The following is a 24,914-nucleotide window of genomic DNA, read 5'->3' on the forward strand; positions in this document are numbered from 1 at the left end:
CTCCTAAGCTTGTTGTTTTTTTGATGATGAATTACTGGAAATTACAGCGAAATAGATCCCGCTAAATATTAATGTCATACCCCATAAATGAAAAGCTTGAACCTCCTCTCCTAAAAACATAACAGAAAGTAACATTCCCCATAATGGGACTAAATGAATAAATAAACCCGCCCGCTGCGCACTGAGTTTCTCTACCCCATAGTTCCAAAATAGATAGGACAGTATAGAGGGAAACACCACTAAATACGCTATTAATAAATAGAGACCTGTATTCCATTCGATCGGCGGCTGATTTTGTGCTTCCAACCAAGAGAAAGGCGCTAAACAGATGATCCCAACAACCAGGGTCACGGAGAAAAAGGCAAAGCCACTCATCTCTTTTGGCTTCCAGCGCAGGGCGACACTATATCCTCCCCAAATGAACATCGCGGTTATGATCCAAAGATCACCTACATTGAAGTTTAAGGTTTTTAAAATCGATAACTGCCCCTGACAGACAAGTAGCAAGACCCCCATCAATGAGAGACCAACTCCTAACCACTGCTTCATTGATGCCGCTTCACGTAGAAATATAGTACTTAATAATAGAATCATAATCGGCATAGTTGATTGCATTAAAGTGCCATTTAAGGCAGTTGTCGATTGCAGACCTATGTAAGCTAAGGTATTGAAACTACCAACACTTAAAGCACCTAGAAACACAAGTATAGGCCAATGCTTAAGAATAATACCGCGATGACGATAGATTGCAGGCACAGCAAAAGGCAATAGAATCAGCAGCGCACAGCACCACCTAATAAACGCTAAAGTGACAGGGGAAATATCAACCGAAAAGGCACGGGCCAACACGAAGTTACCCGCCCAAAAAAGCGTGGTTAAAACAAGAAGAAAATAAGCCAGAAGAAACGCCTCACACCATTAAAAATATTTTAGTAGAAACCGAGATAATAAATTATTATTCGCATCGTTCCCCGTTAAAATGTAGTGCAACACGTTATAATTATTCACCGTCCATTGCATACGCTTGTTTGCCTTATTTAGCCCACAGACTAAGATTTCGTCCCCCGGCTGAATAATATCCAATTCACCCGGTAACATATCGACCAACTCGCCACGACGAAGCATTAAAGGAAACGCGTGTAGGTTCCGCCTCCTATCGTGAGGGTCTTTAAAAAACAGGGATAACTTTAATTCAATTCCTTGCTGTGAAGCCTCTATTAAAGCAGGTGTTTCCTCTTCGCCTACAACAAAAGCCCAGCAATCCAGTTCATTCTGGCCAACAACACTACTCATACGGTTGATTAATGTATGCGCCCATACATCATCGTAACGGTTTTGCATCTCTTCAATAAAAATAGGGACTAAAGGCGATTTAAGATGAGCCAAAACACGGTTAGCAATAATACGTCCCTGCTCCATCACAAAATCAGCGCGACTATTTTTAAAGACCAAGCTATTTTCATGAATATTCTGCCTAACAACCGTTAAAATCTTTGGATTCAGCTCGCGCGCGGTCATGATAATCGATAGGTTATCTGCATCATTAGGGGTACCCGCCACAATACCAACCGCATCCATTACTCCCGCTTCCAGCAAAGTACTCGCTTCCGTGCCAACACCGGTTACCTGATGTGGAATATCCTCGATACTCACTGCATCTACATCCACTACCGTCAGATCGACCTCTCCCTCATCAAACGCTCGATAGAGTGCGCGCCCAAACCGTCCATGGCCACAGATAATCCAACGCCCTTTCGTACGTTGATACACACTTGATAGTGGTCGATGGAAAGGGTTATGTATCCAGTCATAGACCAGATGCATATACGGTTCATGCGCGGCTAAAGAGAGATATTGCGCATAAGTGCGGAACGGATCGACCACTAAATCGGTCCCAAACGAGTGTAAATTAGAGGTTGTTATATCCGATTCGGTGCGGCTAATAACCATACGGTCAGGACTTAATAACTTGCTGGCAATCGCTATAGATAGATTAACGTGATCATCATTCGTCAGCGCCATCACCCCTATACATTTATCATGCTGCAATCCTGCCGCATCTAAGAGGTCAGGCAGCGAAGCATCGGCGCAAAGAGCAGGCACTGAGATGGGAAGGTCGTCCATTTCTAACTCATCAATCCGATCGGGTTCAATATCCAATACCACAACTCGAACATCTCGCTTAACCAATTGACGAACAACAACCCGCCCTGTCACACCATAACCACAGACCAAATAGAAAGGCTCATTCATCTTTTTTACAGTGGAGGTAAATGAGCGGCGGCGAAGCATACGACCAAATATAGGTTCTTGTAACAGGGCTAATGCTGTACCTATGCCGTATAACCAAGAGATAACCGTTGCGTAGATACAGAATAACGTCCACATGCGCTGGGCGGCGGTAAACGCATAAGGGATCTCACCAAAACCAATCGTAGAGCCCATAAAGGAGACAAAATACACCGCATGGAAAAAATCCATATGGTAAACATTGCCTTGATCATCTTGGCCTGGAACTAATACAAAGCCTAAGATCGATATGGAGTACACCACGATCATCGTAATCAGCGGCGTTTTTAAGCGCCGCAAAAAAAGGTAGATCACATTATTCATCGTGAATACTCAACATCACCATTAAAGGTAAACACCATTAACGACGCAATAAAGCCGTTTCGACCACCAGCAAGACCACTGAAATAATATTGGCGAGTAATGCACCGCCACTCAGCGAAATAATGCTCGACATCGTAGACGGATCCATTCCCGTACCACTAATATGCTCTGCATATCCCCAAATACCCGCAGCAACAATAAGCTGTAGATCAACAACCAAAGAGGTTGCCAGCATTAGAGCACCAAGATGAGTGCGATCACCAAACTTAATGACCGTACAGATTAAACTTACAACAAGCGCCGCAAAAAACTCAAAAACATTATGATGTTCGGGATCAGTCAGATCTCCTATGAAAAAGCCAAAATTAAGTGTTAACGCTAATACGATGAAAAATGCGAAAATAACCTTCTCTTTGTTCATAGCATCCTTCCTGCAAACTGAACGATAATAGTTGTGATGATTGTAACACTGGCAGTAGTTAATACCATCGAGATCACTTCAACTGCATAAAAACCTACTTTCCACTGGGAACCCTAGCCGCTATTCTTGGTCACTTAATTTTATCTGTAACTGTTTTTTCTTTAGTGTAAGCAAAATAAGGCGTTGTTATATGTTGTTAGCTTCAATTAAACGAGTACAAGCCCCTTTTTTATTCGCCCTTATAAGTTGTCTTCTATTGTCGACAAATCTCTATGCAGAGGTTGATAAGAGCCCAATTGATCCTAAACAATATTCCGCTCTAACCTTAAACAACCAGCTCAGAGTCTTACTTATCTCCGATCCTGAAACTGATAAAGCGGCCGCATCTATGAACGTGGCTGTTGGCTCAAGCGCAAATCCAAAAGATCGTGCAGGTCTTGCTCACTTTTTAGAGCATATGCTGTTCTTAGGCACTGAAAAATATCCTGAAGCAGATGAATACCAAAACTATATCCGTTCCCATGGCGGCGGTCATAACGCTTATACATCACAAGAGAATACAAATTACTTCTTTGACGTGACCTCTGATAGTTTAGAACCGGCTCTTGATCGCTTCGCACAATTTTTTATCGCTCCGCTTTTTAATGAGAAATACGTCGATCGTGAGCGCCATGCGGTCCATTCCGAATACAAAGCTAAAATAAAAGATGATTATCGCCGTATTTATGCCGCAACCAAGCAGGTAATGAATCAAGAAAATAGCTATAACCATTTTGCGGTCGGTAATTTAGAGACCTTACATAACGATAAAACCCGCCCTATCCGCAACGAACTTATCGACTTCTACAATCAGTATTACTCAGCAAATGTAATGACCTTAGTTGTGCTAGGAAAGGAACCTCTTGACCAGTTAGAAGCACTCGTTCGCAGTAAATTCTCGCCGGTAAAAAATAGGCAAGTGACTGAGTTCAAAACTGATGTGCCGCTGTTTGATCAGTCTAAGCTGCCACTACAAATTAACATTCAAACCGTTAAAGATATCCATTCCCTAACGCTGACATTTCCAACCCCAGAGACACGTAGCCATTGGAAAGCCAAACCTATCTATTACATTAGCAGTTTAATGGGTTATGAGGGCCAAGGAAGTCTCCTTTCCTTCCTTAAGGAGAAGGGTTGGGCTACAGGACTCTCCGCATCTCAAGGGCACGATCTACCTACCGAATCCAGCTTGATGATCAATATTCAGCTAACGGATAAAGGGGAAGAGCAATACCTAGCAGTAACGCAAACGGTCTTCCAATACATCGAACTTCTTAAACAACAAGGGGTTCAAGCAACCCTTTATCAAGAAGAAAAACAACTCAGTGAAATAGCTTTTCGTTTCCAAGAACAAGCTGAGCCGATTCATCTAGTCAGCAGTCTAGCGAGCCAGATGCAGCGCTTTCCAACCGAATTGGCGATCTCAGCTAATTACCTATTTGCTGACTTTAATCCAGAACTGATCCAGACATTTTTAAATCGGTTGACCCCTGAAAACATGTTATTAAGTTTAAAATCTAATAAAGAACAAACCGGTAAAATAGAACATTATTACCATGTTCCTTATACTGAAATTCCTTTTACGAAAGACATGTTGGCACAACTACAGGTTGATAAAATCGACCCTGCGATGACGGTCAGAGCGCCTAATCCATTTATTGCCGAAGATTTAGAATTATTAACCACTCAAGCAACGGCAACTATTCCACAAGAGATCGATAGTAGCGAAGGTTTTAGCCTGTGGCATAAAACAGAAACCAGTTTTAACATCCCACAAGCAGACCTCTATTTCACATTACAAACACCGATCGCCAATGCCAGTCCTGAAAACTGGACCATGAATAAACTTTATACCGAGCTATTACAAGAGCAGCTTAATGAAACACTTTATGATGCTCACCTTGCAGGATTAAGTACGACAATATACCCGCATATGAAAGGTTTCACTGTTCGATTATCAGGCTACAACGACAAATTAGGTCTGTTATTAAACAGTGTTATCAACGCGATTCAAAAACCTGACTTTCAAGCCGAACGCTTTGAAATATTCAAGAAAAAATACGCTGATAGTTTAGCTAATGCACGTAAAGATAAGCCATATAACCAAACCACTGGACGTCTATACGAGCTCCTACTACCGCAATGGGATAACCACAGCCAAACAACGGCACTGAAAAACGTAAATTTAGATACACTGAAAGCATTTGCGACCAAACTAACCGCTGCGCCGCAACTAAAGGTTTTAACACACGGAAACTTGGATAAAGCCACAGCAATATCAATGGGTGCATTGATTAAAGAAAAACTGCTAAAAGAAAAGCCTCAGGCCGTTCCCTCGGTTGAAGTAACACAGATACCTAAAGGCCCAGCGATAAAAGAAAGTCTCACTATTAATCACAACGACTCAGCGATCTCTATGCTGCTACAAGGGGAATCAAACAGCATTAAAACAAGAGCAGAAATCTCTTTATTAACTGAGATACTGGCCTCCCCTTTCTATAGCCAGATCAGAACAGAAAAACAGCTAGGTTATATTGTTTTTGCCACTACATTACAAATGAACAAAACACCCGCTATAGCCTTTATTGTTCAATCTCCAATCGCAAGTGCGAATATCTTAGAAAAGAATATCGATCAATTTATGGATGAATGGGACCAGAAGTTATTAAAGGTTAGCGATCAAGAACTCTCCCAATTTAAGCGTAGTGTAATCTCTCGTATCACCCGTAAAGATAATAAACTGTCGGCGCAAACCAGTCGTTATTGGAGAGAACTGGATCGGCAGGAAACCAATTTTGATACGCGTGAGCGTTTAGCTGAATCGGTCAAGAAAATAACGTTAAATGATCTTATTAAGTGCTTTGACGCACTTCAAAATCGACGTTTAATTGTTAGTAATACAGGTAATAAATTTACCGTAGATGCTCCAGAGAAACCGAATACAGCCAGTGAACTATTCAATCAACTAAAAGCTCAACATGTAAACGTACCGGAGGCTTAAAGTCTTGGAATAAGAGGATACTAAGCTACTACAACTAAGTGTCCTCTTATTTTTCCTCAGACGTAATAACTTTCCTGTTTTTCTGCTGCATTTCAATCGGCCTATAGTAAACCGAATCTGTATCTTCTGGCTTCAAAAAGGCCTCACACTTTTGCCCTAATAAAACACACCGCGCCCGCTGTTCATCTTTAGCTATACGCATAAAAACCTTTTCTTCACCCGTTAAAATCGGTGCTTTAACTTGGCCCTTAGCGCTATTATTCACATTATTTTCAGCAAAATGCACAACGACAGCAGGCGGAAGGTCACTCGGTAACTCTTTAGGGCGAATCTCAACCATCTGCTCTCGATCAAACGCCCCTCGCTGCCAATTACGGTAAGCGGTTTCACCATCAACCGTACCGTAAAAATCCCCCTTGGGTGACGTAACTTTATATTCTAGAGTCGAGAAAAACTCCTCCTTGGCATGTCCCCATGGAGAAAAAACACTCATGCTCGTCAAAAAAATAGGGATAAGCCACTTAGTAGGCTTCATCAAATTCCTCTTCCATCGGATAAATAGCCTCGGCATAAACCGACAACTCTTCAAGTATATGCTGCTTAGTTTCGTCCTGATTATGCTCTGTATAGAGTTCATTTAAACGATTATAGAACTGTTCCATCGTCAAATGACCATTTTCGCCTTTGATCAGTTTCCCTCTTCTATAGCTTTCCCACTGCATCTGTTCTTCGTGAGTCAACACCGACGGGCAGTTCCGTGCTTTATAACGCAGCAACATCTCTTCCAAGCGGCCATCCTGAAAAGGTAGATCGATCTCTGCTAGTTCACTCGGACTTGCCATCCGCACTTGATCCATTAATTTACGATCCGTTGGTGAAAAAAATCCACCGCTATACAACATCATATCGGGATCACTTTCAGCTTCAAATGGACTTTCACTATAGATATCGGCAATCTTGCTGGAAAGACCAGTAAAATTTCTCAACATTTGCAGATGAGTACGACATGTATCACCGTCGATCTCTAATTTTGCGGCTTCCTCCTTATTTAACATCCCTGCGGGAGCAATAATTGGACACTTATTAACATGCACCTGCTTGAGCGCTATTTTAGGATCATTCTCATTCAAATCCGTATGCTTGGTATATAAAAGCCGACGAATCTCCTCTACAGGCAAGCTCATTAGAGGCTCGGGGTTATAGCGAAGATCCCAAACTAGCACCCCATTTTTATTAACAGGGTGCGTTGCTAAGGGCGCCACAATAGCAGCGTTACCATGCTGGACTGGATAACGTGAGGAGATGTGTAATACTGGCTTATGACTAATAGGATCCAGTTGAGCTTGAATTGCCTGCTTTGAACGATTCTTTTGTAGGTAATCAAAAAGCTTAGGCTGTTTTTCACGTACCAGCTTTGCCATAGCTATAGTGGCATACACATCCGATAGAGCATCATGGGCGTGTCCATGATCTATATTATTTGCTTTAGTCAGATCCTCTAAACGAAGACTCTGCGAGCCATCGTCATAAACGGGCCAATTAATCCCCTCCGGTCTCAGGGAGCGAGTCAATCGCAGCATATCGATAATGTCCCAACGGGAACATCCATTTTGCCACTCTCTAGCATAAGGATCATAAAAGTTACGATACAAGCCGTAGCGGGTCACTTCATCATCAAAACGAATACTGTTATAGCCCACACCACAAGTGCCTGGCCGCCCTAACTGCTCCATAATCTGAGAAAAAAAATCAGCCTCACACACACCCTCCTCCATCGCTTTTTGGGGAGTAATGCCTGTAACTAAGCACGCTTCGGGATGAGGTAACTGATCTTCACTTGGCTTACAGTAAAACATCACGGGTTCTTCAATGATATTGAGATTCTCATCTGTGCGGATACCTGCAAACTGAACAGGCCAATCACGTTTAGGATCTACACCAAAAGTTTCATAATCGTGCCAAAAAAATGTCAACGGTGCCTTAGCCATATAAATATCCTTGAAAAACCAACAGATCTGATAGTTAGCACGAGATTTAAAGCTATATAAGTACTAACATGTCATTAATTAACTCACTATCATGCAGATTAACATTTCACTGTTAAGGGTTCACCCATGTCACATCATCAGGAAGCGACGCAGAAACCATGTCCTTGTGGTTCCAACAAACCATTTGCCTATTGCTGCGAGCCTCTCGTTCAAGGCCAAAAAGCTGCCCCAACGGCAGAAGCACTTATGCGCTCTCGTTATTGCGCTTTCTCATTAGGCGCTATCGATTACTTAATTGATACTACGGCACCTGAAAACCGAGGGCCAAATGATGCAGAAATTTTAGCTGATCAAGTTAAATGTACCAACTGGACCAGTTTAAAGATTTTAGATACTGATCAAGGCACTAAAACTGACGAAATCGGAATGGTCGAGTTTGAAGCACAGTTTGAAACTGAAGATCAAACTGGTACTTTGTATGAAAAATCTAATTTCAGAAAAGAAAATGGTTTCTGGGTTTATGTGGATGGGGAAGTAGAGGTCAAAACTTAGTATTAACTCACTTAATACTTACGATAAGATCCCCTTTAGGCAAAGTATGATAGCGGCCTTAAAACAATTTCAAGGCCGATGTAAACCCATTCCCAAAAAGATCGGAATTATCACCCTTTATCTTAATTATTATTAAAGATTTTCATACACGTCGCTTTTAACCTCAAAGCCACGTATTCTGGGGCTCTAAGCCCTATCACAGTATAAAACTTATCGAAAACCGTGCAACTTAGGCTTTTTCAGTTAATGTCAACGCTGTCAGCGTTTCAAATCTACGTTAGAATATGTGCCCTTAAGGCAGGTGGAGCTCCATCAAATATCCATCTTTTAATATGCACCTCTGCCAGAGATGTTTAGGACGTTATGTTAGTAAGATTTTTTAAGCCCAGTTGGCAACACAGCAAATCAGACAAGCGTATTAAAGCTATAGCAAAATTACGTGATACTGATCCCCAATCACAAACCATCTTATCCCAGTTAGCATTGGAAGATAATGACGAGCTTGTGCGCTTGGCAGCAATAGAGAAACTAAACAGCCTCAGCTTATTGATTAAAATCAGTAAAAAAACAACATCTGATACGATACAGCAACAATCCTTGCATCGTATTAGTCAGCTCATATTAGGCTCTTCCCCAGACTGTTCATTAGATGAAAAACTCAGTGCACTAAAGACTATTACAGAGTGTAATTTCCTCACTCATATTGCTTTAAATAGCAGTAATGAACAGATTCGTGAGCAAGCAATTCAACAGTTAAACGATGATTATAGCCTTTCAGTTATTGCCGAAAAAAGTCAGCGTGCAGCGGATAGAATCCAAGCAACACAGCGTATTAGCAGTGAAGAAGCACTGAACAAAATCTGCAAAACTTCACGCAACAAAGATAAAGGCGTCTTCAAAGCAGCTAGAGACAAGCTGCAAACAATAGAAGATGAGAAGGCAGAAGCCCAACGCATTCAAGCATCAATAGAGCAACTTATTCACAATACAGAACAACTGAGCCATCAAGCCTTTTTCCCATTATTTACTCCTAAATTATGCTCCCTAATCAAAGAATACGAAACGTTGTCAGAGCATACGAGTATTGAGCAAAATGCTAGATTCAAAACTCATCAACAGCAATGTGAAGCTATTTTGGCAGCAGAAGAAGCGCGCATTAAACAGCTGGAAGCAGAAGAAGCGCTCAAACAAGAGAAAGTAAATCAAAGTCACCACCTTTATTCAGAGCTTTGCGTACTTAAAGAGAGCACAGAAAATATTCTTGATGAATCCAGTCTAGCTGAAGTCGAAAACCAACTACACAACATAGGCAAACAATGGGAAGAGCTTAAATCTTTCAGTTCCGAACAAGAGCTACAAAGTTTTAATAAAATAAGATCTCAGCTTGGTAATTTAATCGCTTGCTACACGATCTACAACAAGGCCTCGGAGCAGATCGAGAAGTTTCTTTCTAGCCTTACAGATGAAAATATAAAACCTGTAACACTTAACAAACAAGCAAAACAAGCACGTCAGCTATTGAATCGACTCAGCTGGCCAACACAGCATGAAAAACCAACCAAGTTACACCAATTAGAAACAGCTTTAGCTGCCGCCCAAACCAAAATTGATCGTAAAGATCATCAGCAAACTCAATTACATAATGAGCTCAAAACACTATTAGATAATCTTACTGAATCGATTCAACAGGGTGAAATTCGTAACGCAGACAAATATATTAAAAAAGTTGAACAGATCAATAAACGCTTAAATGGCAACCTACCAGCCGACTTGGCACATAGAACTAAAATACTCAGCGCTGAACTACAAGAGATGCGAGATTGGCAAGCCTATGCGGTTCAACCTAAGAAAGAAAATTTATGCCAAGAGATGGAAACTCTGTCAAAATCTAACCTCACCGTTCAAGAGCGCGCAAACGAAGTCCGTAGAATACAGAAAGAGTGGAAGTTACTCGATGCAACCGATTCAGTACACTCGCAACAGCTATGGAAACGCTTTAAAAAAGCATCGGATGACGCCTATGCGCCTTGCGACCAACACTTTTCAGAACAGAAAGAGCTTCGCATTACCAATCTTAAACAACGCGAACTTATATGCAAAAAGTTAGATAAGCTAACGCCTCCAGAAGGAGACTGTGCTGAAGAGTGGAAGCTATATGAAGATCAGATCCGCCAAGCTAAACAAGATTGGCGCACATATTCTCCAGTTGATCGCGCACCGGGGAAAAAGCTTCAAGCAACCTTAGATCAGATCTTATCAGGCTGCGAAGAGGCGCTCAAAAACTTCCGTGCTGGGAATATTATTAAAAAACAAAGTTTAATTGATGAAACTACGCGTCTTCTCAACTCAAACAACTTTGCCGAAGCCACTGACACAGTTAAATCTCTTCAGCAACAGTGGAAAACGATTGGGCCAGCACCACGCAATCAGGAACGAAAGCTTTGGAACCAATTCCGAGAAAATTGTAGCCAAATCTTTGAAGCTTTTTACGAGGGCAAACAACCTAACGCGGCTTCAAACTCGATCCAACCATTGTTAGATGATGCCTGCCAGCAACTGAAAGATATGATCAGTTCTGGTTGCAGCGTAAAGTCTTTAGAAGCAGCTATAGATCAAGCCCAGTCCCTAATTACCGAGCTAGAAAGCCAAAACTCTTTAGTTCCAGCCTTTAATCAAGAAACCGTTCAATCAGCTACAGATGCTTTACAACAGCTACAAGAAGAGTTGCAAACATTTGAAACAGAACCTTACATAGCGCTTGAACGTAAAGCGAGAATCTGTGATCAATTAGAACACGCCATATTAGATCAATGCGCGATAGAACAACTACAAAGTATCCAGCAAGCTTGGGAGCAAGAGACAACATCAGAGCACCCTATGCACCCTATGAGTCACGAGATTGCTGAACGCTTCACCACATTGCTTACAATCGCTAAGAACCCCGATGTTTTGGAATCCATACTGAGTGATCAAGAACAAAAACTCAGAAAGATATGTATCCGCTTAGAGATAGCCTCATCACAACCCTCCCCGTTATGTGATCAAGCATTACGTATGGAGTACCAGATGGAGCGTTTACAGCAAGCCCTTGCTGAACAAAAACAAGCTTTTAACCTATCAGAAATAAAACAGTTGGAACATGAATGGTTATGCATCCCATTCGCTGCACATATTGAAGAGTTTAATGATAGATTTGAAAGCAAGCTTGAGCATATCTTTTAAACTCATCATTAATACTATGCTGGCCATAAAACACAAAAAAACCGCACATAGCGGTTTTTTTTAAATGCTAAACATAGTCAATTAAGACATATGTAAACCACCATTGACTGACATATCTGCACCTGTGATGTAACCAGACTCTTCATCACATAAGAAAGTACACATACGACCAATCTCTTCAGGTGTACCAAAACGACCTACCGGAATACCGGCGCAGATCTGATCCTGAATTTCCTGGGCAATTTTAGCAACCATAGCTGTTTTAATATAACCAGGAGACACCGTATTTACTGTTACGCCTTTACGCGCTACTTCTTGCGCAAGTGCTTTAGTGAAGCCATGTATCCCAGCTTTAGCTGCTGAGTAGTTACACTGACCAAATTGGCCTTTCTGAGCATTTACAGAGGAGATATTAATAACTCGCCCCCAGCCCTTATCAATCATGCCATTAATCACTAAACGGGTCATATGGAACATAGAGTCTAAGTTAGCACTCATAACTTCATCCCACTGTTCCCAACTCATCTTCTTGAACTGCCCATCACGGGTAATGCCCGCGTTATTGATAAGAATATCAACAGCACCACCAGCTAGCTCTTCAACCGTGGCGATACACTGCGCACAAGATTCAGCGTTTGTAACATCACCATAAGACACTAAAATGTCATAACCGTCTTCTTTCTGTTTGTCTTGCCATGCTTTCGCTTTACTGTGATCACCACCGCTGTTATAGCCGGCAACTACGCGAAAACCGTTATCTGCCAATGTGCGGCAAATTGCAGTACCTAAACCACCAGTACCACCTGTCACGAGTGCAATCTTCTGACTCATGCTCCATCCCCTTATATCGTATATTTGCTTGTTTGGGTGTTATCTATTTTTATTATGATTTTATAATTCATCTCGTCCTTACCTCGATCATAATGCCATCCATTCATAGATATTAATATGACTTTGGTGGAACAACATTAGCTTACTCCACGCCTGTGAACAATGAGTTACATCACATCCTAGTCAAATAAAATTTAACGCATATGCAGCATTAATAAGACTTGAGGTAAGCCCGCATGGATAACCAAGCAATCACAGCTACACATAAGTTAGCCATCACAAGAGACACAAACATCCCCTGTAAACCAAACAGTTGAGAACCCATCCAAGCGAACGGAACAGTAAAAATAAACAAGCGCGCAAGGCTGACTTTCATCGCCATAAAAGGTTTGTGCAATGCATTAAAACTGGATGCGGTAAGGAAGATTATTGCCTGAAAAGCAAAGCCAAATGGCACAATAAAAACCCATAAAATAATAAGTGATTTGACCTGATTATTATCACTAAACAAAGATGCAACCTCTTCAGCCAATAAAATTAAGATAATAAATACCAAAAACTGCCAAAATAATGAAAACCCAATCACCATACGATATGCAGATTTCACTCGCTCCACTTTACCAGCGCCCACATTTTGACTAATAAAAGGGGGGAGCGTCATAGAAAGCGCCAAGCATACAAGTAAGGCTAAAGATTCAATACGGTTACCCACCCCAAAGGCTGCTACAGCTTCCGGGCCATGATGAGCCACAATATAAGTTAAGACAGCTTGTGCAATTGGCGTCATCATATTAGACAAGGAGGCTGGCAGCGCGATCTTCATAACCGCACAGGAGTGTCTCTTCCAACGGATGAAATTAAATGGCTGAAAAACCAATAGACGTTTTTGAGCAAAAAGCAGATAGATAGCCACCAAAGTCGTTAAACTCCAAGAGATGACACTAGCAATAGCCGCCCCTTGAATTCCAAACCCTTCAAAAGAACCCAGACCAAAAATAAACAGAGGATCAAGTATAAAGTTGAGTAACGACGATGCAGCCATCATTAATGCAGGCGTTTTAGTATCACCCGTGGCGCGCATACAGGCATTACAAACCATATTAATAACCAGAAAAACAGACCCTACTAACCACACATTCATATAAGTCTGAATAAGCGGCATTAAAGCGTCGCGCGCGCCCATAGCTAAAAATACAGGTTCGATAAACAACTGCAGTAATGAGCTAACAAGCACAATCATCACAGCAATCGCCAATAAGTTATCCGTGGCAAGCGAGCGGGCTTCTTCACTTTCCCCTTTGCCCAATAAGCGCGCCAAAATAGCCGAGGTACCTATCCCTAAGCCAATAGCTAAGCTGATAACAGTAAAACAAACAGGGAAAGTAAAACCTAAAGCAGCTAACGCATCAGTACCTAATCGACTGACAAAATAAAGATCCGCAAGATTGAATAGCATCAAACTAACAATCCCAAGCATCATGGGGAATGTCATTCTGATTAAGGTTGGTCGAATATCACCTTCAAGCAGATTGATACGAACGGACATAAGTCACCGAAGAAATAAAATAGCGCACAATCCTACTCTATCCCTCGAAATAACTGAATCTCCTTTTATCGAACATTATATTGCTAGAAATACCTAGTCACTATAAAACCAACGGGAGGAGGAGCTATTAACTACCGTGCAATAGCTTGTGTTTGAACAACTTCCGATTCTTGCAGATCGCAAACCCCGGTGTCTGGATCACAGATTGGTAAAACAACAAGATGGTCAAGCTCGATACTGATACCTAAATCCTCACCTACGTCATGGTCATGATGACAAGCAGTAATACAAGGTAAAACCTCACCATTGGCCAGTTTTACATGATAAAGGTAATGAGAGCCTCTAAACCATTTACTCACTATACGACCGGTTAATGAGCTTTGTTCAGAGTGTTGTATATCATCAGGGCGAATAAGCAACTCAACCGGCGTGCCTGGTGCATAACCTAAAGGTTCATCACCAACCAAACAGCCTAATGCCGAATCCACTGAGTATTCATCCTTAATAGAAGCCTGCAAAAATTCACCTAAACCTATAAAGTCTGCGACAAAACGGTTTTTAGGTTCATGATAAATATTAAATGCAGAACCGCATTGTTGAATCCTGCCATGCTGCATAACCGCAATTTTATCAGCCATCGCAAAGGCTTCCATCTGGTCATGGGTCACCAAAATAGCACTCATCTGCTCTTTTCTTAATATATCCCTAATTTCAGGTACTAGAGTTTCTCGCAAATTCGCATCTAAACCAGAAAACGGCTCATCGAGTAACAACAGATCAGGCTTAGGTGCTATTGCCCGCGCTAAGGCAACACGCTGTTGTTGACCTCCGGAAAGAGAGTGTGGGTAGCGTTCAGCAATATCAGGCAATCCGATCAAATTCAGAAGTTCCTGAACTCTAATAACTTGATCTTTTTTTGACCATTTTTTAATACCAAAAACAATATTTTCTTCGATAGTTAAATGCGGAAAAAGCGCGATATCTTGGAAGACCATACCAATATTTCGCTGCTCAGTTGGCAATATATTTTGCGCATCAGACAGCACCTGTCCACGCATAAAAATACGTCCAGACTTCACAGGTTCAAACCCTGCAATCGCTCGAAGCAAGGTTGATTTACCGCAGCCACTTGGCCCCAAAAGACAGCCAATTTCACCTTTTTCAAGTGATAAAGACGCATTATGTACAACATCCTCCTCACCATAAGCAAGAGTAACGTTCTCAACATTTAGATGTTTTTCTATCTTCATCTCAATCAACTTCCCGCCCGCCCTTTTGCGATAGAACGGCTTAATAAAATCACAGGTATCAATCCAACCGCCACAATCAACAACGATGCAGGAGCTGCATCAATCAAACGCTCATCAGATGCCAGTTCAAATGCCCTAACAGCTAAGGTATTAAAATTAAAAGGCCTCAGAATCAATGTAGCTGGTAACTCTTTAAGCACATCAACAAAAACGATAAGTAAGGCGGTCAAAACAGAACTCTTCATCAAGGGAACATGTATCTGTTTTAAAACCTGCATAGGTGTGTAACCAAGCGTACGTGCAGCACCATCAATACTCGGCTTTATTTTATCAAGGCCACTCTGGACGGCACCTAAAGATACCGCCAAAAAACGTACCGTATAAGCAAATAAAAGCGCCACTAAAGTGCCCGATAACACTAAACCAATATCAACACTGAACCATTTCTTTGCCATTGCAATTAACTGATGGTCCATCCAAGCAAATGGAATTATCACCCCGATAGCAATAATAGTTCCCGGTAGCGCATATCCCAACCCCGCCGTAGCAACTGAAAACCTCACCACCTTTTTAGGGTTCAAACGAGAGGCATAAGCCAAAATTAACGCAAAGCTCACAGCAATGATGGCAGCTAAAAAAGCAAGGTAAAACGAGTTCCACGCTAATTGAAAGAAAGAGCCATCGGAAAGATCTGCTTGGGTTAAGCACCAAAAAGCCAACTGCCCTGCAGGTATCAAGAATCCAAATACTATAGGCAACAAGCAGATCAAAAATGCTACTGCGGCTTTCCAGCCGGATAAATAGATTAATTTTGCTTTAGCTTTAAATTCTGCAGATGAGTGATAACGGGATTTTCGTCTGGAGTATTTTTCAACCAGTACTAATAAAGCGACAAAACTCAAAAGACAAACAGCCAACTGGGCCGCCGCAACAGCGTCACCAAACCCATAAAAAGTTCTAAATATACCGGTCGTAAATGTATTTACACCAAAATATTGCACGGTACCATAATCAGCTAAGGTCTCCATCAATGCTAAGGTTAAACCGGCAATAATCGCTGGACGAGCAAGAGGCAGTGCTAGCTTAAACAAACCTTGCCATTGGTTATAACCTAGCGTCCGACTAACCTCTAGCGTACTGGCCGATTGCTCCAAAAAAGCAGCGCGACTTAACAGATAAACATAAGGATAAAGCACTAGTGCTAACATCAAGATAGCCCCAGCCAATGATCGGATTTCAAAAAACCAATACTCGCCATAGCCTAGGCCTGTGAGCTCTCGTATGGCCATTTGAACCGGACCAGCAAAATCTAGAAGCCCAGTATAGGTATAAGCAATGATATAAGCCGGTACAGCTAAGGGAAGTAATAATGCCCAAGCAAAAATCCTACGTCCCGGAAAATCACAAACGCTTGTCAACCAAGCGGTAGGGATCCCAAGCAATAAAACCCCAAAACCCACCCCAAGCATTAATAATAGGGAATTACTGACATAATCGAACAGCACCGTATGATACAAGTGCGTAAAAACATCGGCAGAACCACTAAAAACAAACCCCGCAATCACAAAGATAGGCAGGGCTAATAATACAGCGATCACAAACGAACTAGATGTCAGCCAGTTTACTCGATAAGGAGATTTTAAGGGAGTCACTACAAACATTTATCCCGTTCAGAAAAACAGAAAACGCCCGCATATAAATCTGCGGGCGTTAAAAGCATCATTCTAACACTTATTAGAATATGAAATGGTAGTAATTAGAGCTATTTCCAACCAGCACGGTCCATAAGCTCAACAGCAGCGCGGTTATTAGTTCCCAACTTACTTAGTTCAATGTCATCCGCTTTAAATTCACCTAAGCCTTTCAAAACGGGTGAAACCTCAACACCTTCAACAACTGGGTATTCGTTGTTTTCAGCACCATACCAAACTTGAGACTCATCAGAAGCCATAAACTCCATCAGTTTAATGGCACTTTCCACATTAGAAGCGTATTTAGTCACACCAACACCGCTCACATTAACATGTGCGCCACGACCATCCTGATTTAACCATGCAGTGCCTAATTTAGCCGCGACTTCGTTATCACTCTCTTTATTACTGTGAACTAATCGTGCGTAATAGTAAGTATTAGCAATTGCCAGATCACAAACACCTGAAGCTGCTGCTCTTAATTGATCCGTATCACCACCTGCAGGTGGCTTAGCAAAATTAGCTACAAGCCCTTTAGCCCAAGTTTCAGTCGCATCTACGCCATTGGCATCAATCATGGATGCAACGAGTGATTGGTTATAGATATTACTTGATGAACGAATGCAGATACGTCCTTTCCACTTAGGATCAGCAAGGTCCTCATAAGATGTTAATTCAGCAGGATCTACTTTACCTTTAACATAAAACACCGTCCGTGCACGTTGCGACATACCATACCAATAACCATCAACATCTTTTAAATGTGCAGGAATTAGCTTATCTAAGGTTTCACTCGTCGCTACTTGAAGAACACCCGCATCTTTCGCTCTATACAAACGCCCTGCATCAACCGTGACAAAAAGATCGGCTGGTGTAGCATCACCTTCAACTTCTAAGCGTTTTAAAAGTGCGTCAGCTTTACCTGTTACTAAATTAACAGCAATGCCTGTTTCAGCAGTGAAACGATCAAACAAAGGCTTTATAAGCGCTTCTTTACGTGCAGAGTAAACATTAACAAGATTATCATCGGCCGATACAGATAAAGGCAAAAACCCTGTAGCAAAAACAGCGGCCATAGCCATTGTAGAAACAACGCGTGTAAATTTCACAGTAAACCCCTTACAAGGACAAACAAATAGAGAAGCTTTAATTTGAGGAGCTTAAATTACCACAACACAAAAGATAATGCTACCGATAAACATTCTCATTAAGATTAAATAACTAATCATTGATCTGGATTAATGGTCGCATCTATTAATGTTGCTCGATAAACTATCCAACCCTACGACCAAACTCACACAACGGTATATATGAACCTAATACTCCTCACAGAAGATGATTTAATTGCGGAAGGGCAAGTAAAACTCGATGACAGGCGTTTCCAACATATTAAGACGATCCATAAACCCGAAATCGGCTCGCAATTAAAGATTGGCATGCTAAATGGGCTAATAGGCAAAGGTACTGTACTTGAATTATCAGACAGTGCTATCAGGTTACAAATAACATTAGACCAAACACCACCACATCCACTGCCTTTAACTCTTCTTTTAGCCCTGCCTCGACCAAAAATGCTGAAACGTATATTACAAACAGTAGCATCTATGGGAGTTAAGGAGCTTTACCTTATCAATTCTTATCGTGTTGATAAAAGCTACTGGGGCAGCCCTATTTTAGAAAAACAGATCATAGAAAATTTACAACTAGGGCTGGAACAAGCAGGCGATACAGTGATGCCCAATGTTCATTTAAGAAAACGCTTTAAACCATTTATCGAGGATGAGCTTCCCTCTTTGGCACAAGGCACAAGAGCGCTGATCGCCCACCCTTATAACGCCACTCCCTGCCCTCAAAGTGCAGCAATAAAAACAACATTAGCGATCGGCCCCGAAGGCGGATTTATCCCTTATGAGGTCGAAAAACTTAATAACTGCGGATTTAACGCCATCCATATTGGCGAGCGAATTTTAAGAGTTGAAAATGCCGTACCCGCCCTGCTTTCCCGACTATTCCCCGTCTAATTTTCTATTTTTTAACTGAGTGAAAAAACAATCCCAATCAAAAGCTGGCCCAGGATCTGTTTTTCTACCCGGAGCGATATCAGAATGACCAACGATTCTGTCATCCATAATAGCTGGGAACTTAGCTTGAATAGCTAAAGTAAGCTCGACTAATTGCGTATATTGCTCTGCCGTATAAAGCTCAGAATCTGTACCTTCAAGCTCAACACCTATGGAAAAATCATTACAATTTTCAACATTCTCATAACAAGAAACACCCGCATGCCACGCCCTTTTATGCAAAGGCACAAATTGAACAACCCGTCCCGTGCGCTCTATTAAAAGGTGGGATGATACTTGTAGATCTTTAATCTCTTGGAAAAACGGATCATCATTTATAGGCAACTGGTTGGTAAAAAACTGCTCTATATATCCGCCACCATACTGTCCCGGCGGTAAACTAATATTGTGAAGAACTAAAAGTGAAACACTCTCGCCTTCAGGCCTTTCATTAAAATTAGGCGACAACACCCGATTCACACCAAACAACCAACCATTTTCGTTTTTTACAACCATCATCCTCTATCCGCTATTACTTAGATTCGTTAGAATTAGCGACCTATTAATCATCGTTATCCAATAATAACAGAGGCCAGCCCTCTTTGACCTTATTCTCATCAGGAACCTATTATGTTGAACCGTGCCGACATACAGCACCTTATTCCAGACGCCGTAACTTATGCACTTAATGAAGATATTGGTAACGGTGATATTACGGCCCAACTTATTCCTGAAGAGCAAACCGCTACCGCTCGCATTATCAGTCGCCAAGAAGCTGTTGTCTGCGGTGTCGATTGGGTTAATGAAGTATTTAAACAAGTTGATCCTAACTTAACATTAGAATGGCAAGTGGATGATGGTGATCTAGTACAACGTGATCAGGTATTGTTTTACGCAAAAGGCTCCGCTCGTAACCTGCTCACCGCAGAACGCGCGGCTTTAAATTTTCTACAAACACTCTCTGGCACCGCAACCATTAGTAAGTTTTATGCCGATAAAGTGATAGGCACCCACGTAAAACTACTCGACACACGCAAAACCCTGCCGGGACTACGCTTTGCACAGAAATATGCAGTGACTTGTGGTGGCTGTTTTAATCACCGCATCGGGCTTTTTGATGCTTTTCTAATCAAAGAAAACCACATTATGGCCTGCGGCGGCATAAAAGAAGCGATACAGACCGCACAAAATAATGAACCTGATAAGCCAGTAGAGATCGAAGTTGAATCTATGGTAGAGCTTAAACAAGCCCTAGACGCTGGTGCAGATATTGTAATGCTGGATAATTTTTCACTCGATGAGATGTGCAAAGCGGTAGAACTAACAAAAGGAAAAGCCAAATTAGAAGCATCAGGCAATATTACTGATAAGACATTGCGCCCTATCGCTGAAACGGGTGTCGATTATATCTCAATTGGTGCGTTAACTAAGCACTGCCAAGCGGTTGATCTGTCAATGCGATTAATTGAACACTAAGCACATTAATTTTATTAGTAGCCATTAAAAATCGTTGGGCAATAAAAAGGCTAAAGTGCCCTATCTTTAGCCTTTCCTCTCTTCAGCTTTAGCTATTCTTTTCTTTGAACCTGTTTTCAAAAAAGTCAAAAGTTACCGGCATGCACTTGATGCTAACTTACGCCACTCGTCCTCTTTCTGAATTTTAACTATATCGTACACTTCAACAGATACAGAGCTGACGCCCTTAGCCGCTAAAACTTTACAGACTTTATCAGCCGCATGATGCGGATTTGTTTGACCAGCAACCACACCAATCGCCAACACTGAGTCATCTTGCCACCAAACAGGACGGGCAGGAAACTCTTCCAACTCCAGCAATGCATTTTCTACTGCGCTTTTAGTTTGCGGCGACAGAGGCTCCGTTAAATTAGAGATATACCAGGTAACACCGACACAAGCGGCGATCAAAATAATGATGATTATTCGTTTCATTTACAGCGTTTCTACTTATCAATAAATAAGATGCAAAAAAGGCGCAAATAGTTTGCGCCTTTTTTCTTGATGCTAACTTTACACTACAAAGTGATTAGTCACACAAGCCTTCACTTACACACCCAGAACCACTATTTACTTCCCAACGAACGGCACCATTATCAAATTCAGCATCTAGAACGTAGTCTGCCCCGTTCAAACCACTTCCTGGGATTGCCTGTGCCGTAATGCTTGCCGTCGCAGACGAGCCAGTACCTGAAGTTGATACACCAACAGAAGCAACAAACTGTCCTACATCAGCACCCGCAACAGCTTTATTTACCGTATTATTGTTAGTAGTGTTGCAATTTTCTAAGCTACCCTCAGTTTGAGCGCATACTTCAACCGCCGTTTTCACACCACCAGTGGCATTAATTACTTCTGAGTAACGCGCTTTGGCAGTATAGGTCTGGTAAGCAGGCAGTGCGATAGCAGCCAAAATACCGATGATCGCCACAACGATCATCAATTCGATTAGGGTAAAACCTTGTGCTTGTTTGTTCATTTTCATTATTTTATCTCCAGCGAAAAAAAATCCTTGGGATCAACCAAGTCCTTTGATTGTAGCGTATTTTTTATGACACGCCAGTTACCAAATCAGTTTTATCTTATAAACCTTATAGTGCGCATTTTCAAACGATGATGCAAATGCTATTTTATCTGTATGATATGTGTCAATTCATGGAACGATAGTAAGGGGTTTTATTTTGCAGCCGAGCCAACCATTAAGCGGACTAGCAAAACGGTTAGTTAATGAAGGTGTTTGCTCTGCAGAGGTGGCCGCTGATGCGGCGTTGCAGTGCCGAGAGAAACAGCAAACCTTTATCGCTTATGTTATTGAACAACGCCTTGTTAGCGCCTATAGAGCCGCCGCAGCAGCATCAGAAGAGTTTGGTATTCCACTATTAGATTTGGATGCCATGGACATGGCCACGCTTCCCCAAGGGCTAATTAATGACTCGCTGATCAGTAAGCATCACGCACTCCCGCTACAAAAAAGGGATAACCGTTTATTTGTAGCTATATCCGATCCCACCAATATTCAAGCATTAGACGAATTTAAGTTTCAAAGTGGTATCACCACTGAAGCGATTATTGTTGAAGAAGACAAGCTTACCAAAGCGATAGAGTCCTTCCTCGACAATCAAGATTCAGCCTTAGATGACTTAGAAGATAGCGACCTTGATAATTTAGAGATTGATGATTCGCTAAATAATGCGCCACAAGAAGAATCCGCAGAAGATGCTGCCAATGATGCCCCCATTGTTCGCTTTGTAAATAAAATATTGCTGGATTCCATTAAGAACGGCGCCTCAGATATACACTTTGAACCCTACGAAAAAACTTATCGTATACGAAGCCGTATTGATGGAATTTTACAAGAGATTGCGAAACCGCCGTCTAATTTAGCCTCCCGCTTATCTGCTCGTTTAAAAGTTATGGCCCAAATGGATATCTCTGAACGCCGCGTCCCCCAGGATGGGCGTATTAAGATGAAGATCTCCAAAAATAGAGCGATCGATTTTCGTGTTAACACCCTACCGACCCTTTGGGGAGAAAAGATCGTACTGCGTATATTAGACCCGAGCAGTGCTCAAATGGGGGTTGAGGCTTTAGGGTTCGCTGATTTCCAAAAAGAGATGTACCTTTCCACCTTACATAAACCACAAGGCATGGTACTCGTCACAGGCCCTACCGGAAGTGGTAAAACCGTTAGTCTTTATACAGGTCTAAATATACTTAATACTGAAGAGCGCAATATATCTACGGCTGAAGACCCTGTAGAGATTAACCTAGAAGGCATCAACCAAGTTCATGTAAGCTCAAAAGTAGGCCTTACCTTTGCGGAAGCGCTACGCGCCTTCCTCCGCCAAGACCCTGATGTAGTGATGGTGGGTGAGATTCGAGATCTTGAAACCGCAGAAATTGCGATTAAAGCCGCACAAACCGGCCATATGGTGCTCTCCACGCTACACACAAACAGCGCCCCAGAAACCCTAACCCGACTAAGAAACATGGGCGTACCCGCCTTTAATATTGCCACTTCAGTGAGTTTAATTATCGCCCAACGATTGGGCCGACGCCTCTGCGAAAGCTGTAAACAACCCATTACACTACCTGAAGTTACCCTACGTGAAGAGGGCTTTACCGACGAAGAGATCAAGAATATGACCCTCTTCGAAGCAAATCATGAGGGTTGCAATAAGTGTAACAGAGGTTATAAAGGTAGGGTTGGTATCTACGAGATGCTTGCTATGTCCCCAGAGATTGCTGAGGTCATTATGCAAAACGGAAACTCTCTGGATATACTAAAGGTCGCCAACACTCAAGGATTCCAAAGCTTAAGACGTTCAGGTCTGAAGAAAGTTGCCGAAGGTGTGACTAGCCTCGAAGAGATGAATCGCGTCATTAAGGTTTAATAACAGGATATATTTGCTATGGCCAAAGAAGCCAAGTTACATACATTTACCTGGCAGGGAAAAGATAAAAGCGGCAATGCCAGTAAAGGGAAAGTTGATGCCAGCAATATTGCAATGGCTAAAGCTCAACTACGTAAACAGGGTATATTACCCTCCAAAGTAGCTAAGGAGAGAGGGGCTGGGCTTTTTAGTGCTAAAAGCAAACCTATAAAACCAGTAGACATTGCCTTTTTTACTCGCCAAGTGGCTACTATGCTTAAATCCGGTGTTCCTCTACTACAAGGCCTAGACATTACCGCCGGTGGTGTCGAGAAAGACAAGCTTAAAGATATTATTTACGGCATTAAAAACGATGTAAATGGGGGGCTTGATTTTTCCACCGCCTTAACCAAATATCCTGAGCATTTCGACGACCTCTACTGTAGCCTTGTAAGCGCGGGCGAACAATCGGGTGCCTTAGAACAGATGCTCGATCGTATTGCCACCTACAAAGAGAAACTGGAAAGCTTAAAGGCCAAAATCAAAAAAGCCTTAACTTACCCCACCGCCGTTATCATCGTAGGTATTGTCGTATCCGCTATATTGCTGGTAAAAGTGGTGCCGCAATTTGAATCAGTATTTGATAGCTTTGGTGCCGACCTCCCTGCCTTTACTCTCTTTGTTATTCATCTATCCGAAGTCGCTCAAGAGTGGTGGTGGATTGTACTGATCGCTATAGGCTTCGCCGGTTATGCTTTTAATAAAGCCCAAACCAAGTCAAAGAGATTTAGGGATGCAGTAGATAAAGCGATGCTTAAAATCCCAGTGATTGGCCAAATTTTACACAATGCCTCAATTGCCCGCTTTTCTAGAACCTTAGCTACAACCTTTGCTGCCGGTGTGCCTTTAGTTAATGCACTGGACTCTGCTGCAGGAGCCTCGGGTAACGCACTCTACCGAGATGCCATACTCCAGATCAGAAATGGGGTATCAACAGGGCAATCACTAAAAGATGCGGTGACCATGACAGGGATTTTCCCTAATATGACCGTGCAAATGATCGCCATCGGTGAGGAAGCAGGCTCACTGGAGATGATGCTAGAGAAAGTGGCCGATTTCTATGAAGAGCTGGTTGATAACGCGGTTGATAATCTTTCTAGCTTACTAGAACCTCTTATCATGGCTGTGCTCGGGGTATTAGTTGGTGGCTTAGTTATCGCCATGTACTTACCTATATTCCAGCTAGGTAATGTGGTTTAGATAACGTTTTTTGATGGAAATATTACAAAAAGCGCCCTAGTAAACGAATCAT

General features: G+C 42.0%; 20 protein-coding genes. 7 read left to right on the forward strand and 13 right to left on the reverse strand.

Translation table 11 applies throughout. The features are described from left to right. Positions 1 to 3 precede the first annotated feature (3 nt). From A3774_RS01640 to A3774_RS01650, 3 genes are read right to left on the reverse strand one after another with little or no spacing between them, the layout of a single operon-like run. Positions 4 to 900 (reverse strand): DMT family transporter, encoded by an 897-nt coding sequence (locus A3774_RS01640; RefSeq protein ID WP_067862349.1) that lies wholly within the window; start codon positions 898 to 900, stop codon positions 4 to 6. Positions 901 to 918: 18 nt separating this feature from the next. Further along, the gene (locus A3774_RS01645; protein ID WP_067862351.1) at positions 919 to 2,613 is read right to left on the reverse strand and encodes a potassium channel family protein; all 1,695 of its coding nucleotides are present in this window, start codon (positions 2,611 to 2,613) and stop codon (positions 919 to 921) included. 37 nt (positions 2,614 to 2,650) lie between these two features. Next, positions 2,651 to 3,034, reverse strand: coding sequence for a DUF6394 family protein (locus A3774_RS01650; RefSeq protein ID WP_067862353.1), 384 nt, complete (start codon positions 3,032 to 3,034; stop codon positions 2,651 to 2,653). Between the two features lie 190 nt (positions 3,035 to 3,224). Between A3774_RS01650 and A3774_RS01655 the strand changes: the two genes are divergently transcribed. Beyond that, positions 3,225 to 6,074 (forward strand): insulinase family protein, encoded by a 2,850-nt coding sequence (locus A3774_RS01655; RefSeq protein ID WP_067862355.1) that lies wholly within the window; start codon positions 3,225 to 3,227, stop codon positions 6,072 to 6,074. Positions 6,075 to 6,120: 46 nt separating this feature from the next. On the opposite strand, the gene A3774_RS01660 is transcribed toward A3774_RS01655, so the two are convergent. Continuing rightward, positions 6,121 to 6,609 (reverse strand): hypothetical protein, encoded by a 489-nt coding sequence (locus A3774_RS01660; RefSeq protein WP_067862357.1) that lies wholly within the window; start codon positions 6,607 to 6,609, stop codon positions 6,121 to 6,123. After that, entirely contained in the window at positions 6,596 to 8,062 is a 1,467-nt protein-coding gene (gene sbcB / locus A3774_RS01665; protein ID WP_067862359.1) for an exodeoxyribonuclease I, read from the reverse strand. The genes A3774_RS01660 and sbcB overlap by 14 nt, the downstream gene beginning before the upstream one ends. Positions 8,063 to 8,188: 126 nt before the next feature. Here sbcB and A3774_RS01670 point away from each other — a divergent pair, with 126 nt between their 5' ends. Together A3774_RS01670 and A3774_RS01675 are read left to right on the forward strand one after the other, a co-directional pair. Beyond that, a complete protein-coding gene (locus A3774_RS01670) occupies positions 8,189 to 8,614 on the forward strand; it encodes a YchJ family protein (protein ID WP_067862362.1) in 426 nt (141 codons plus the stop codon). A 363-nt stretch (positions 8,615 to 8,977) separates the two neighbouring features. Continuing rightward, entirely contained in the window at positions 8,978 to 11,836 is a 2,859-nt protein-coding gene (locus A3774_RS01675; RefSeq protein WP_067862363.1) for a DUF349 domain-containing protein, read from the forward strand. An 81-nt stretch (positions 11,837 to 11,917) separates the two neighbouring features. Here A3774_RS01675 and phbB read toward each other — a convergent pair whose 3' ends face one another. The 5 genes from phbB to A3774_RS01700 all read right to left on the reverse strand — a co-directional run bounded on the left by phbB (position 11,918) and on the right by A3774_RS01700 (position 18,263). Further along, positions 11,918 to 12,667 (reverse strand): acetoacetyl-CoA reductase, encoded by a 750-nt coding sequence (gene phbB, locus A3774_RS01680; protein WP_067862365.1) that lies wholly within the window; start codon positions 12,665 to 12,667, stop codon positions 11,918 to 11,920. 211 nt (positions 12,668 to 12,878) lie between these two features. After that, positions 12,879 to 14,213 (reverse strand): MATE family efflux transporter, encoded by a 1,335-nt coding sequence (locus tag A3774_RS01685; RefSeq protein WP_067862368.1) that lies wholly within the window; start codon positions 14,211 to 14,213, stop codon positions 12,879 to 12,881. A 131-nt stretch (positions 14,214 to 14,344) separates the two neighbouring features. Further along, the gene (locus A3774_RS01690) at positions 14,345 to 15,463 is read right to left on the reverse strand and encodes an ABC transporter ATP-binding protein (protein WP_067862453.1); all 1,119 of its coding nucleotides are present in this window, start codon (positions 15,461 to 15,463) and stop codon (positions 14,345 to 14,347) included. Positions 15,464 to 15,468: 5 nt separating this feature from the next. Next, positions 15,469 to 17,124, reverse strand: a complete 1,656-nt coding sequence (locus A3774_RS01695) for an ABC transporter permease (protein WP_067862370.1) — start codon at positions 17,122 to 17,124, stop codon at positions 15,469 to 15,471. Between the two features lie 101 nt (positions 17,125 to 17,225). Then, positions 17,226 to 18,263 (reverse strand): Fe(3+) ABC transporter substrate-binding protein, encoded by a 1,038-nt coding sequence (locus tag A3774_RS01700; RefSeq protein ID WP_231867910.1) that lies wholly within the window; start codon positions 18,261 to 18,263, stop codon positions 17,226 to 17,228. Between the two features lie 201 nt (positions 18,264 to 18,464). On the opposite strand from A3774_RS01700, the gene A3774_RS01705 reads away from it, so the two are divergent. Further along, on the forward strand, positions 18,465 to 19,175 hold the full coding sequence (locus A3774_RS01705; RefSeq protein ID WP_067862372.1) for a 16S rRNA (uracil(1498)-N(3))-methyltransferase: 711 nt from the start codon (positions 18,465 to 18,467) through the stop codon (positions 19,173 to 19,175). On the opposite strand, the gene ampD is transcribed toward A3774_RS01705, so the two are convergent. Further along, positions 19,161 to 19,733 (reverse strand): 1,6-anhydro-N-acetylmuramyl-L-alanine amidase AmpD, encoded by a 573-nt coding sequence (ampD, locus tag A3774_RS01710; RefSeq protein ID WP_456264836.1) that lies wholly within the window; start codon positions 19,731 to 19,733, stop codon positions 19,161 to 19,163. The two genes, A3774_RS01705 and ampD, sit on opposite strands and share 15 nt — an antisense overlap. A gap of 111 nt (positions 19,734 to 19,844) precedes the next feature. Here ampD and nadC point away from each other — a divergent pair, with 111 nt between their 5' ends. Further along, positions 19,845 to 20,690: a carboxylating nicotinate-nucleotide diphosphorylase gene (nadC, locus tag A3774_RS01715; RefSeq protein ID WP_067862375.1), complete on the forward strand. Its 846-nt coding sequence runs from the start codon at positions 19,845 to 19,847 to the stop codon at positions 20,688 to 20,690. Between the two features lie 132 nt (positions 20,691 to 20,822). Here nadC and A3774_RS01720 read toward each other — a convergent pair whose 3' ends face one another. Next, the gene (locus tag A3774_RS01720) at positions 20,823 to 21,164 is read right to left on the reverse strand and encodes a hypothetical protein (protein WP_067862377.1); all 342 of its coding nucleotides are present in this window, start codon (positions 21,162 to 21,164) and stop codon (positions 20,823 to 20,825) included. 94 nt (positions 21,165 to 21,258) lie between these two features. Further along, positions 21,259 to 21,714: a pilin gene (locus tag A3774_RS01725; protein WP_082792319.1), complete on the reverse strand. Its 456-nt coding sequence runs from the start codon at positions 21,712 to 21,714 to the stop codon at positions 21,259 to 21,261. 196 nt (positions 21,715 to 21,910) lie between these two features. Between A3774_RS01725 and pilB the strand changes: the two genes are divergently transcribed. Together pilB and A3774_RS01735 are read left to right on the forward strand one after the other, a co-directional pair. After that, positions 21,911 to 23,623, forward strand: a complete 1,713-nt coding sequence (pilB, locus tag A3774_RS01730; protein ID WP_067862379.1) for a type IV-A pilus assembly ATPase PilB — start codon at positions 21,911 to 21,913, stop codon at positions 23,621 to 23,623. An 18-nt stretch (positions 23,624 to 23,641) separates the two neighbouring features. Further along, entirely contained in the window at positions 23,642 to 24,862 is a 1,221-nt protein-coding gene (locus A3774_RS01735; protein WP_067862381.1) for a type II secretion system F family protein, read from the forward strand. Positions 24,863 to 24,914: the final 52 nt, after the last annotated feature.

Source organism: Neptuniibacter marinus (assembly GCF_001597725.1).
GTDB lineage: Bacteria > Pseudomonadota > Gammaproteobacteria > Pseudomonadales > Balneatricaceae > Neptuniibacter > Neptuniibacter marinus.

Coding starts and splice junctions, on each gene's coding strand:
- A3774_RS01645 (WP_067862351.1), bottom strand. CDS start 2,613: ATGAATAATGTGATCTACCTTTTTTTGCGGCGCTTAAAAACGCCGCTG.
- A3774_RS01650 (WP_067862353.1), bottom strand. CDS start 3,034: ATGAACAAAGAGAAGGTTATTTTCGCATTTTTCATCGTATTAGCGTTA.
- A3774_RS01655 (WP_067862355.1), top strand. CDS start 3,225: ATGTTGTTAGCTTCAATTAAACGAGTACAAGCCCCTTTTTTATTCGCC.
- A3774_RS01660 (WP_067862357.1), bottom strand. CDS start 6,609: ATGAAGCCTACTAAGTGGCTTATCCCTATTTTTTTGACGAGCATGAGT.
- sbcB (WP_067862359.1), bottom strand. CDS start 8,062: ATGGCTAAGGCACCGTTGACATTTTTTTGGCACGATTATGAAACTTTT.
- A3774_RS01670 (WP_067862362.1), top strand. CDS start 8,189: ATGTCACATCATCAGGAAGCGACGCAGAAACCATGTCCTTGTGGTTCC.
- A3774_RS01675 (WP_067862363.1), top strand. CDS start 8,978: ATGTTAGTAAGATTTTTTAAGCCCAGTTGGCAACACAGCAAATCAGAC.
- phbB (WP_067862365.1), bottom strand. CDS start 12,667: ATGAGTCAGAAGATTGCACTCGTGACAGGTGGTACTGGTGGTTTAGGT.
- A3774_RS01685 (WP_067862368.1), bottom strand. CDS start 14,213: ATGTCCGTTCGTATCAATCTGCTTGAAGGTGATATTCGACCAACCTTA.
- A3774_RS01690 (WP_067862453.1), bottom strand. CDS start 15,463: ATGAAGATAGAAAAACATCTAAATGTTGAGAACGTTACTCTTGCTTAT.
- A3774_RS01695 (WP_067862370.1), bottom strand. CDS start 17,124: ATGTTTGTAGTGACTCCCTTAAAATCTCCTTATCGAGTAAACTGGCTG.
- A3774_RS01705 (WP_067862372.1), top strand. CDS start 18,465: ATGAACCTAATACTCCTCACAGAAGATGATTTAATTGCGGAAGGGCAA.
- ampD (WP_456264836.1), bottom strand. CDS start 19,733: ATGATGGTTGTAAAAAACGAAAATGGTTGGTTGTTTGGTGTGAATCGG.
- nadC (WP_067862375.1), top strand. CDS start 19,845: ATGTTGAACCGTGCCGACATACAGCACCTTATTCCAGACGCCGTAACT.
- A3774_RS01720 (WP_067862377.1), bottom strand. CDS start 21,164: ATGAAACGAATAATCATCATTATTTTGATCGCCGCTTGTGTCGGTGTT.
- A3774_RS01725 (WP_082792319.1), bottom strand. CDS start 21,714: ATGAAAATGAACAAACAAGCACAAGGTTTTACCCTAATCGAATTGATG.
- A3774_RS01735 (WP_067862381.1), top strand. CDS start 23,642: ATGGCCAAAGAAGCCAAGTTACATACATTTACCTGGCAGGGAAAAGAT.